The organism is Psychrilyobacter atlanticus DSM 19335, from assembly GCF_000426625.1.
In the GTDB taxonomy this organism is placed as follows: Bacteria; Fusobacteriota; Fusobacteriia; order Fusobacteriales; family Fusobacteriaceae; genus Psychrilyobacter; species Psychrilyobacter atlanticus.
The window spans coordinates 20,896-33,595 of sequence record NZ_AUFS01000005.1; the positions used below are offsets into that span (position 1 = coordinate 20,896).

The 12,700-nt window shown below is 34.3% G+C and carries 6 protein-coding genes; all 6 read left to right on the plus strand.

Annotation, left to right across the window (positions count from 1 at the left end):
- Positions 1-127 precede the first annotated feature (127 nt).
- The 6 genes from K337_RS0100095 to K337_RS0100120 all read left to right on the plus strand — a co-directional run bounded on the left by K337_RS0100095 (position 128) and on the right by K337_RS0100120 (position 12,633).
- Positions 128-6,844 carry a vWA domain-containing protein gene (locus K337_RS0100095; protein ID WP_028854811.1) on the plus strand — a complete coding sequence of 2,239 codons (6,717 nt, stop codon included), beginning with the start codon at positions 128-130 and terminating at the stop codon, positions 6,842-6,844.
- A 165-nt stretch (positions 6,845-7,009) separates the two neighbouring features.
- The gene (gene pilB / locus K337_RS0100100; protein WP_028854812.1) at positions 7,010-8,734 is read left to right on the plus strand and encodes a type IV-A pilus assembly ATPase PilB; all 1,725 of its coding nucleotides are present in this window, start codon (positions 7,010-7,012) and stop codon (positions 8,732-8,734) included.
- Between the two features lie 27 nt (positions 8,735-8,761).
- Positions 8,762-9,961 carry a type II secretion system F family protein gene (locus K337_RS0100105; protein WP_037028981.1) on the plus strand — a complete coding sequence of 400 codons (1,200 nt, stop codon included), beginning with the start codon at positions 8,762-8,764 and terminating at the stop codon, positions 9,959-9,961.
- 51 nt (positions 9,962-10,012) lie between these two features.
- Positions 10,013-10,771, plus strand: coding sequence for an ABC transporter ATP-binding protein (locus K337_RS17335; RefSeq protein WP_051251539.1), 759 nt, complete (start codon positions 10,013-10,015; stop codon positions 10,769-10,771).
- Between the two features lies 1 nt (position 10,772).
- Positions 10,773-11,525 (plus strand): ABC transporter permease subunit, encoded by a 753-nt coding sequence (locus tag K337_RS0100115; protein ID WP_028854814.1) that lies wholly within the window; start codon positions 10,773-10,775, stop codon positions 11,523-11,525.
- A gap of 433 nt (positions 11,526-11,958) precedes the next feature.
- The gene (locus tag K337_RS0100120; protein WP_028854815.1) at positions 11,959-12,633 is read left to right on the plus strand and encodes a tetratricopeptide repeat protein; all 675 of its coding nucleotides are present in this window, start codon (positions 11,959-11,961) and stop codon (positions 12,631-12,633) included.
- The last annotated feature ends 67 nt before the right edge of the window (positions 12,634-12,700 follow it).

Below are 12,700 nucleotides of genomic sequence, written 5' to 3' on the forward strand. Positions count from 1 at the left end.
CAGCTATAGGCTAGAAGCAGAAAGAAAGTGCTTCTAGCCTATTTTGTTTTTTTACTTTAAGAAGGAAATAAAAATGAAAGAATGTATATATATTATTAAATAGAAGATTTAAGAGGAGGGTGGAAAGATGAAGAACTTTCAATTATGGATATTATTTTTACTCCTGAGTATTACGGTGTTTTCAAGTGATCAATATATATATTCCCAGGTAACAAAGGATAATTTGGTAACAGCAGATCAATATCTTATAGATGGTTTTAATTTAGACGGGGAGGGATCTGTATTCTCTGTAGAAACAGGGAATGAAAATTTGGAAGGATTTCTAAACTCTAGTACTGCCTATGATGAAACGGCGTTTATTCAAGTAGAAAATGAAAGATATGAATATAGCGGTATTTCCAGACCTATGGTAAAGTTTCATCTAAATAAAAATACTGGAGGACCTGAAGAAGCTAACTTTAATTTGACTGAAGTTGATGAGAGCGGGGATATCCCAGTATACAAAAGGTTGATAGATGAAAATTATACAATACCTGCTCCTATAAGTAATTTTAGAGAAGAAGATTTAGAAAAATCTAAAAATACTTTTCTTTATGAGGATGAATATCAGCTAGAGCATCTCATAGCTTATAAATACCAGGAGGTAGTGTATAGACTCTATACAGGAATAAAAAACCAAGGAATCCGTCCTGTAAAAAAAATAGAAATAGGGAATAATTTGGAGGAATTTTATAACAACAATAATTATATAGATTTTGTTTTTGAAAACAATGGAACTGTACAAACCATAGAAAAAAAAGGGGTTACAGGTAAATTTATAGACGGGAAATTTGAACTTATGGGGTTAGAAAACGGGGAACCTTATAATTTAGACCTTTATACTCTTAGATACAGAAATAATAATAGTACAGGAAACTATGTGGCAGTTACCTATGAGAACAGCCTTGTTTTTAATGGGAAAAATCAAAGTTCTATCCAGGGGAATACAGGGTGGCTAGAAGATATAGATATATCTAATTATAAAAATGTTGAATTAAATGTAATCACAGTAACCACTGATAATTTATCCCAGATAAAGCTAAAGGATATAAGTGAAAAAAGGGAAATATCTGAAAATATAATTTCAGATATAGTAGTAGCTGCTCCTGAAAGCCTCAGTGGATCCAGTATAAATATAGATGGAACTAACTATAATGTAGTAGATAACCAAATAGTAGTGGGTTTAACAGAATATCAAGTAACGGATAATAAGGTAAGTGTAGGTGGAGCTGAGTACACAGTGGTAAATAATGAAGTGACTATTGATGGAACTCTTTATCAAGTGACAGATAACAAAATAACAATAGATGAGAAAAAATATGTATACGGATGGACAGGCAGTTATGATAGTGATTTTACCCAGGAAGAAGGTAAACAAAGAACAGTTTCTTTGGATATAGAAGGAGCAGGAATACTGCTGAACAATGAACAAACTGGAACATATATTGAGCCGACTCCAGTGGAGAGAGATGAAAGGTATCCCCACCAAAGAGTATTGTTTGAAGCTAAAGATGGCTCAGGAAATCTAACAAACTATGAATTAAAAGACCAAAAATATCAAATGGTCGACAGGATATTGACGCCAGCCAGACTAGGATATCGTCAGATAAAATCTATCGATTACAGCTCAACCTTGGGAGAATATTTATTAGGGGAAAGTTATACAAATATAAATCAATTTAAATTTGAAAATAATAATTGGAACTATCTGGTAGATGAAGGAGTCGAAGGGATAGTGATAGAAAAAACTATTTCAGAAGCTGCAGCTGAGCTGTCAGGTGAAAATGGAGATGAAATAAAGTTTTATACAGATGATGTAGGACATGGACTTACTAAAGTAGAGGAAGGAGGAGATAAGGTTGTATATAACTGGAATGAAGGACCCTCAAATACAAATGGGGTAATATTAAACTATGATAAAGTCATATTTAGGATTGTTAAGATGCCGGAAGATGGACTTATAACAGAAAATATTGATTATACAGTGGGAACTAATACCCACACTGCAGAGCTGCCAATATATTATTGGAATCCATATATTAATAATAATCCTGTAAACTATCTGGATAATGAAAAAATGATAACTACAGGTGATGGAGAGGAGAGCGAAGGAAGCCTTAAGATGGAAGCTTTTCTTTTCGGAAACACAGACGGATCTTACAATGAAAATTATGTAGATCTAGTTATGGATGCCGGGTCCGATAAGGAGATGACATTTTCAAATGCAGTAATCTCATATGAAGCTGCCAATAAAAATCTGAGATTGATAGGGCTGCCTGTAGGAGAATATATAGTTCAGCTTTATACAGTAAAGAGGGGTCATGATGGAACTTATAGAGTAGTTACCTATGAAAATTATGATACCTTTGCAATGGATATTCCAGAGGTAGCCAGTGAGGAGTTTGACAAGGAAAATAATATACATAAGATCGATTTTATAACTACTGGTACCAGCAGTGGCGCTATCCAAGTCAATGTAAACTTTATTACTAAGATGGAAAGGGAAGTAGATTTAACAGTAGGAAATCTTCAATCTGCTGGTCTGCCGGCTTTTAAAATATCAGAAAAAAACGAAGGGACAGAAGAGGTAGAAGGTGTAGGAAATCTCGGTCAGATAAATATAAAGGAATCAAATCAGAGAAGATTTTTGTTTCCACTGGATGTAGTGTTTGTTATAGATAACTCAGGATCGATGCAAAATGAAATAGATGCAGTAAAGGATGGATTATCAGCTTTTGGGCAGGAACTTTATGACAGAGGATTTGATGTTAAATATAATTTGATTACCTTTGGACCAAGGCAAAATAGCTATAGGATAGGAAATTGGGCTAATAAAATATCAAATTATTACGATAGAAGTTATATGGCTATCTATAAAGATAAATGGTTTGATGGAACAAGCATAGATGGTAATTTTAATGATCAAAGAGCTAAAGAATTAGGGGAATTAAAAGATGCTTTTTCTAAGATAAGAGCAGGTTCTGGATATTATGGAAGTCAAGAAAATAGTGCCTGGGGAATTCACTATGCCATAGCAAAACTCCGTGCCAATGGTAGGTATTTAGATTATTCAGGGGAGATAACAGAGAATAGTAGCGATGGATATATGCCATCTCAGAAGATGATAATATTCTTGACCGATGAAAACATGGATGATGATAATTTACCTAATGGGTACAATAGAAGAAATGTATTACAAAAATTATACTCGGAACTAAATACTACTTATAACGGAATGGCTGATAATATTAATTTAACTGGATTATTTCATATAAGAAAAAGAGGGAATAGTGCTCGTGGAGCAAGCAGAAATTTAAATTTTTATGAATTGGTGCCGGATTTAAAATATAGATATGCCAATGGAAGAAATATCTCTTATTGGCAGGAATGGGATGATAGAGAAACTCCTGTTTTAGGGATAGATCCATCAGACAGGGGAGATATTTATCATACTGATTTTAAATATTATAATACTGGAAATAATTTCTTTATGTATGAGATGGGATCTAGTGGGCAGCATGTAGGAGATGCCCTTCAAAGTGCAATAAGTAATATCGGGATAATCCAGAGATGGGAACTTTCCTACCTTACTCCATTCAATGAATATGATGGTACAACTAGAACTGTTGATTTTAAATTGGTAGATGTAAAGGGAAAAGACGGTACACCAATATCTAAAACAATCAGAGATTTAGATGAGTATGGGGATAAACAATATATGGTGCAGGAAGAAAAATTAGTTGTGGAGTTTAAAGATCCTACTGGAACTTCCCCTAAACTGAGTGTGGTAGACGGGAAAGGAATAATAACATTCTTGGCTAAATCAAGGTATCATGAAGTAGATAGCAGCGGTGATACCATAATAATAGAAGATGTTATTAAGGAGCGGAGCTTGAATGTCTTGAAAACCGATGGAACTCTGTTATTCAGTAGAACTACAGATGATATAGTTATGAGTTTATCGGAAGACGGATGGTCGCCTCTTAAAATAACCAATACCAGTTTAGAAACAATATTAGACAATAGGTCAGAATCCTGGGTAGGAGTAAAGAATCTTCCTATAGGAACAGACCCGGTAAAAGAGGTACTCAGTTGTATAGATAAGGTGAAATATAGGGTAGATGGTTCAAACAATTATGAAATATGGTTAAAACAATCAGAGGTAGACAGTTTACTAGCCAATGATTTAGGGGACAACCCAACAGTACCTTATTTTAATTTGCTAATAGCGGGATCTCCTACACGGGTAGATGAGGAATACTTTAAAGCATTAATGGGTGACAGATCCGATGCATGGTATGAATTAAAGAATAGTTCTACCGATCCCAATCTATTTGCTGGAATATCAAGTGATGATTTTGAAAAATTAGACGGAACCAGATATAGGATAAGATTGGGAGATTTAGACCTAAAGGAACTTTTAACAAGTAATGACGGGGATGATGTAGAACTTAAGATAAGCAAAACAAAGTTGGAAGCTATAGCTGGAAATTCGACTAATTTTGAAGATTTTGGTCAGCAGGGTTGGTATGAATTTAATGTAGTTTTAACAGAAACAGAGATGCAGATATTAAGGGATGCAGAGTTAAACGGGAAACCTATAGAGTATATTGATTTAGAAGCTACAGCAGTTACCGATCTATTTGCTCAGACTAAGATTCTAGAGGAAGTAGCTATAGATGTGACACCTCCGAAAATAGTGGAAATAAGTATAGTTGATCAGACCTTAAGAAAGTTTTTAAAGTCAATGAAAATGATTGAGGACACTCCATTATTTACAGATACAGAAGCTGAAAATTATTCTGGATATACGGCAACTAATGAGAATGAATTGAAAAACCTCCTAAGTAATGCTGGAAGTTATGTGAAAACAGGAGATCTGCTGGATATAACTCTAATAATTGAAGATAAAAACTTAACAGAAAATGATATCTACGTCGGTATAGGAGAGCTGGGATGGGAAAAGCCTTTTATAACAGATGAATCAACTACTGATATAAATAGGTTCAAACTTACCTGGACAGGTGTAGAAGTAGGAGGAGTATCAGGAAGTATAGGTGTTGGAAATACTATCGAAGACAGATATGGAAATGTGGGAGATCAAAATTTAAGTCTATTAAATATAGATATAACAGATATAATACCTAGTAGAACTATTAGAGATAATACTAATAATCTTGTAAGTAGTCATCTATCAGATGGGAAATATTATATAAATGCTGATTATAAAATTGAACTAGGAGGTACAGGAGATGTCTATCGTGCTGGAATAGCAGCTTTTAAATATGATAATACTAAATCAGATAATAAGGAAGGAATACCGGCATACCACCATTCAGAAAATGGTCTTTATACAGGTGGAGTAAAAGGAAATCAATTTAATATCGGGGTAGATAGTACTCACAAAGCAGATGGAGAATACAAAGGTAAGATCTACGGGATGAGTAAGAGTGGAAAATTAGTAGATATCACTAATTATTCAGTCAATGATTTTGACAAGATATTGGATATGAACTATGAAAATTCTACACTAAGTCAGACCACTATTATGGTGGATACAGTAGAACCGGTAATATCAAATATATCTATAATAAACAGGACATTCATGGATAAATATGGGGTAAATAGTATAGGTAGCAGCGGAACTACTTATGTAAAGGATGAAGATAGAGTAGAGGTAAGTTTTGATATAAAAGATTTTAATATGTATTCTCAGGAGATAGGAAGCTCAGTTAGTAAAGGAGGTTATTTGCTAGAATTAATAGGCTATAGTGTGGATGAATTAAGTGGCCAGATAGTTTCATCTGGTGGAGCAGGTTTGACAGATACTTATACTGTGACTTACACCTTTAAAATAAATGATTCAAGTACCGTTGAAACAGATATAGATATTAATTTAAAAGGTGAAGATAAAGCTGGAAATCAAGCTGTAGAAAAGAGAACTATTGTTTTGGATAACAGTAAACCTAAAGGTGTAGTTTTGGAAGTTTATGAAGCTGTAAAAGACTGGGAAAATATAACTACCCAAAGAACTGGAGATAGTGGTCTTTCATCAGGGGGTTATAAATTTACTAAAGGGGGAGCGACATCACTCATAAGTGATCCAATGATCTATGCCAAGATTAGTGGGACAGGAGCAGACGTAAGGTATTTAAAAATAGAAAAAAATGGAGGTACTGGTGATCCCTTACTTGATATTTTAGGGGAAACAAGTGAGATAAAAATAGATGGTAGCAATGGAACTAAGTTTGGGACAGATGTTATTAATGTTGCTGTGGTTACTCCTATAAGTATATCAGGGGTAGAAGGAGATCCGTCAGCACCGTTTAATTTTGTGGTAGATACAAGGATAAACACTTCCTATCTACAAGGTGGAATCATCGGAAGTCTGACAGGAGGAAAGATAAATATAGACCTGTCGAGCTTAGAGGAACTGGTAGGGATAGATGGATATAATTATATTTTTGTTGTAGGAGGGAAGGCTGTAAAACAAGGTGGAGAAAATAATCTTAATGGAGCAAGTTTTACAACGATACAAAATGGGTCTATAACAAGTAGTAATATAGAGATAGATACTTCATTATTTGCAGGAGGATCTAGAGGAGATTTAAAAATTACAGTTTGGGACAGACTTGGACACGAAAAAATATTTGAGAAAGCATATTTTATACCGACAAAATCTCTAGGGATTAAAGCTACTATAGAAGAGGAAGTTAAAAGAAGAGAGACTAAGTTAAAAATAATTGGTGAAGGAACTAATGATAAATTTGAACTAGAAAATAGTATAGATAAGAGCAGTGAATAAAAAGGAAAAAAGGAGTTTAGTTATTACTAGATAAACTCCTTTTTTTAAGAACCTATAGTTAAAAAAAGAGTTAATTAGATCTGAGGGGTAGAAAAAAAGGTCATTATAATATAATATATAAGGTATAGAAAAAATAAGTGACGACACGAACAGAGGGGTAAAACTATGGTGGTAGTGAAGAGAAGACGGGGAATCGGAGAGATCTTAGTAGAGAAAAAGTTAATAACAAGGGATGGTTTGGAAAAGGCTTTGGAGGAACAAGAGAAAACCGGTGAAAAATTGGGAGAAATTTTAATAGAATTAGGGTATTTAGACGAAGAAAATATGCTGGATGCTCTGGGGGAGCAGAATAGAGTAAAGGTAAAGGTAATAGACGACACAGATCTGAAATTAGAAGTACTGGCAATATTGCCAGAAGAATATATGAAGGAAAAAATTATTTTACCATTACGGATAAATGGAAAAAAGCTCTTGGTAGCTATGGAAAATCCCAAAGACACATTTTTAATAGATGAACTGCAGATGAAAACTAATATGGTTATTAAACCAGTGCTGGCTATGAAATCCAATATAATGGAATATCTGGAAAAATATATCCATAAAAGAGATCAGAAAACAGAAACTCAAACGGACAGTGTATTGGATGAACTGAATAAATTTGCTGAGGAAGACATAGAGATCGAAAGTAACTATAAAGATGAAGATATAGTCAGCAGTTTAGGATCTGACAGTGCCCCTGTGGTAAAGGGAGTAAACGCTATAATAGTTAAAGCTGTAAAACTGCAGGCCAGTGATATCCATATAGAACCCTATGAAAAAGAGATAAGAATAAGATATAGGTTGGACGGACTACTGATAACAGTTAAAAAGATGCCAAAGCATATTATGAATGCTATAGTTTCAAGGATAAAAATAATGTGTGATCTGGATATTGCAGAAAAAAGACTTCCTCAGGATGGGAGATTCAGGATAAAAATAGGAGATAGACGGGTTGATTTTCGTGTATCTACTTTAAAAACTATCCATGGAGAAAAGGTAGTAATGAGAATATTGGATAGAGGGTCGGTACAGCTAGACCTAACTGCCTTAGGTTATGATGAAAAAGCACTAGAAATAGTAAATAGAGTCATTCAGAATCCTTATGGGATTATATTGGTGACGGGACCTACCGGATCTGGGAAATCTACTACTCTATATTCTGTATTGGATAAATTAAACAAGGAAGATGTAAATATATCCACAGCAGAAGATCCTGTGGAATATGAACTGGAAGGAATAAATCAAGTGCAGTGTAAACCAGATATAGGTCTTACTTTTGCCGCTTCCCTTCGAAGTTTTTTGAGACAGGATCCGGATATTATAATGGTAGGAGAAATAAGAGATGGAGAAACTGCTGAGATTTCTATTAAAGCTGCTTTAACAGGACATTTGGTGTTATCCACTCTCCATACCAATGATGCACCTAGTTCTATTCATAGATTATTAAATATGGGGGTAGAACCATTTTTGATCTCAGCTTCTATATCAATGGTTATAGCTCAAAGATTAGTTAGGCGAATTTGTCCGCATTGCATAGGAAAAGATGGTGAATCAGCCAATAAATTAATGGCTATGGACCTGGATAAAAATGATTATGAAGGTTTAGATTTTAAAATAGGAGCCGGTTGTGAGAAGTGCAACAATACAGGTTATAAGGGAAGAAGTGTTATATATGAGATAATGGAAGTAGATGATGAGATGAAAAGCCTTATTTCTGAAAACACAACAAGTATAGAGATAAAAAAATTAGCGATGGAAAAAGGTATGGATACCTTGAGAGAATCAGGAATGAAAAAAGCTATATCAGGGGTGACTAGTTTGGACGAGGTGATGAGAGTCACACTGTCATAAAAAAATAAATAGACAGGGGTGTTAATCATGTTATATAAATATACTGCCTTGGATAGTCGTGGTAAAAAAGCTAATGGAGAGATGGAAGCCAAATCTCCTACAGAACTCAGAAAAATATTGAGACAACAAAAATTAATTCTTGTGAAAGCAACTAAAAAGAATAGTTTTAGTATGAAAAATGGTATGTTTAAAAGGGTAAAAGCTAAGGATATAGCAGTCTTTACGAGGGGACTATCCACTATGATAAATGCAGGGGTAGGGCTTATCAGGTGTTTTGAAATCCTAGAAGCCCAGATTGAAAAACCTAAATTAAAAGAAGTTATCTCCCAAGTAAGGGAAGAGATAAGTGCAGGGATGCCTTTGGCGGCATGTTTAGCTAAACATCCTAAATATTTTGATAAATTATATATAAGTATGGTAAAAGCAGGAGAAGCATCAGGAATGTTGGACTCTGTACTTATGAAGGTCGCTACTTCACTGGAAAAATCTGAAGAGATAAAGGGGAAGGTAAAGGGAGCTATGATCTATCCTTCTATAGTACTTTTTACTGCTGTAATTGTAATGTTTTTGATGCTCGCCTTTGTAATACCAAAGTTCATGTTGTTATTTGAAGGAACAGGGGTAGAGATGCCGCTGCTTACCAGGATGGTTATGAGAGCCAGTGAGATTGCCTCTAAATATTGGTATCTATTCTTTTTAGGGGTAGGTGGAATTTTTTATGGTGTAAAAAAAGCCATGATGACACCTAAAGGAAAGAGATTTTTTGATGTTATATTGTTAAAAATGCCCCTCATGGGAACCTTTGTAAGGAAGACTGCCATGGCCAGGTTTACAAGAACTATGTCTACCCTTTTAAACAGTGGAGTAACGATCCTGATGGCTTTTGATATATGCGGAGAGATAGTTGGAAATACATTGATAGAAGAAGCTATACTAGAAGCCAAGGACAGTATAAGAGATGGAGCCAGTATATATAAACCACTGGCCAACAGCGGACAGTTTCCGCCTATGGTAACAGACATGATTGAAGTTGGGGAAGAAAGTGGACAGTTAACTGAAATTTTGGAAAAAGTAGCAGATTTTACCGAGATGGAACTAGAAGAAGCTGTGAGAAATTTACTTTCTGCCTTTGAGCCGTTGATAATTTTATTTATGGCAGTGGGAGTAGGAATTTTGATCATTGCTATGTTCCTGCCGTTATTTAAAATGTCGGATATGGTGGGATAATAAATTATAGCTAAAAGAGAAGAATGAGGTTTAGAAAAAGGGGTCATTAAAATGAATAATATTATTTCAGTCAAAAATATTTCCTTGGTCTATAAGGAAAGGGATATATTTAAAAAGATAAAGGGGTATAAAGGAAGTATAGGAGTGAAAAATATTTCTTTTGATGTAGGTGAAGGAGAAATATTTTCCATAATAGGTCTCAACGGAGCAGGTAAGACAAGTACATTGAAGTGTATATTAGGGCTGATAAAACCCGATGAGGGTGAGATAGAGGTATTTGGAAAGAAAGAATTAAAGGGGATGGATTTTGAGAAAGTAGGCTATCTGCCAGAAATCTCTTACTACCCCAAGAGTATGAAACTCATGGATCTGATGAGGTATTACGGAGAACTTTATAATATTCCCAAAGGTGAGTTAGATAAAAAAATAGATGAAATATTGAAAAAAATAGGCCTTATCTCTAGAAAAACTGATCGTTTGGAGAAATTTTCCAAAGGAATGCTGCAAAAGGTTGGGATAGCTCAGGCCATATTAAATGATCCGAAACTGTTGTTTTTAGATGAACCCATGTCAGGATTAGATCCTCTGGCCCGTGAACTGGTAATAGAAATAATATTGGAATTAAAGTCTAAAGGAACCACAATATTTTTTAATACTCATATATTGGAGGATGTAGCCAGTATAGCAGACAGGGTAGCTATAATTGATAAGGGAAAACTAGTAGAAGTATTGGATATGAAAAAAATAATATTGGAACAGGATGATTTTTTATTGAAGAATCATTTTATAAAAACGGTAGGAGAGAAATAAAATGAAAAAAATACTGACTATTGGCAAGTATACATTGAAAGAAAATATATCTAACAAGGTCTTTAATGGAGTCTTATATTTTGGGATTCTGTCTATATTTTTTACTACCTTATTGGATGAGGTGGCCCTCTATGAGGGAGGGAGAGTTATTCGAGACAGTGGTTTATTTCTCACAGAATTTTTGGTGATGCTGATAACTGTATATATATCGTCTACATATGTTATAAAAGCTGTGGCAGAAAAATCTATCTATTTGGTTTTGACCAAAGCTGTGACTAAATCTAAATATATTATGGGAATAAACTTAGGGATAATTTACTCTGTGTTTTGTAACGTATTTATCATGGGAGGTATATTAGGGGTTATCTTGTATACCAAGGGGCAGCTTGACTGGTGGTATATACGTGCCTTATTCTTTATAGGATTAAAATTATCAATTGTGGGCAGTTTAGGAATATTTTTCTCAATAATCTCGGATTCTACTGTAACTTCTACAATTTTCACCTTATTTACTTATATATTAGGGCACGGAGTTATGGAGCTAAAGGCTATTTCCGAAAAATTAACGGGAAGTGTATTTCAATGGATATTGGATCTACTGTATATAATTCTGCCTAAATTCAACCTGTTAAATTACAGGGATTATTTGAAATCGACAGACACCAATTATTTTTTGATAATTGGTTATGTAGGGGTCTATATAACCTGTGTTATGGTGGCTACAAATATAGCTTTTGAAAAAAAACGACTGTGATGAATTGGAGATCCATAATTAAAAATTGATAATGTGCAATTGAAAATTAAAGGAGAAAACTCTGCGTTGAGAATTTTTAGGAATCTGTGTCAAAAAAAGGTTCTAAAGATTCCATCTTTAATACGGGTTCATTTCTTGTCTTGACACAAGAAACAAACCAAAGAAAGTCAAGAAGGTTTATAATTGTCTTAGTGGAGTAAGTCACGATCGTCATCGTAGGAACAGTACTGCTGAAGTAGAACGACTATAAACTTCAAGTGGAAAGTCTAAAAATAAAGTCAGATTTTTGTCTGAGTCAAAGATAGGGTTTAAAACTAAGAAGAAAAGGTTTAACTCTGAGAACCTTTGAAATCTCTAAAACTCTGCGTTGAAAGATTTTGATTTTATAAATTGTTGTAGTTCGTGACAAAAAGAAAAAAAGGGTGTGGTGTAAGTGATTAAAGACAGTAAAATATATATCCTCCTACTATGTTTTGGGATATTATTTTTATTAAATCCATATCTCAGAGAAGATGAAGAGGTCTTACTTAAAAATGGTTATAGAGAAACTGATGGGATGAAGCAAAATACGCTTCTCCTACGAACTATGGGGATGAAGAAGGTAGGTACAGCATTTATATGGATCGACCAGGTGCTGACAGTAGGAGAAGGTGGGAATCCAGATCTCGTAGTAGAAAAGATAAAGGAAAACTCCGATAAGATGGCATATTTAGACCCTTATTTTCTCACAAATTATAATTTTAGCGGAAGTATCCTGGGGCTTATCAGGATCTATAAGAGGTTTGATCTGGCCAGTGAGATATATCAAAAAGGCATAGAATATAACCCTGATAATTTAATCTTGAAAAACTATTTTGCAGGGATGATGGCAGCTTCTAAAAACAATGTAGAGGGATTACTGGTAAATTTTGAAAAGATAGTGGATGAGACCAGGGATGACCTTCTCACAAATATGGTGGCGTACCTGTATGAAAGGCAGTATAAGAAGTCAGGAGATAAGAGAGATCTGGAAAAGGCATTTAAATACTGGAGTATGCTGGCAAACTCTAAAGATGAAAAATACAAGGAAATAGGGTTGAGGAAACTTGAGAAGATGAATAAAGAATAAGAGTGTCTTGATAAAAAATGGGATAATCTATATTAAAATTTACTAATAAATGCTAATATACTTGACA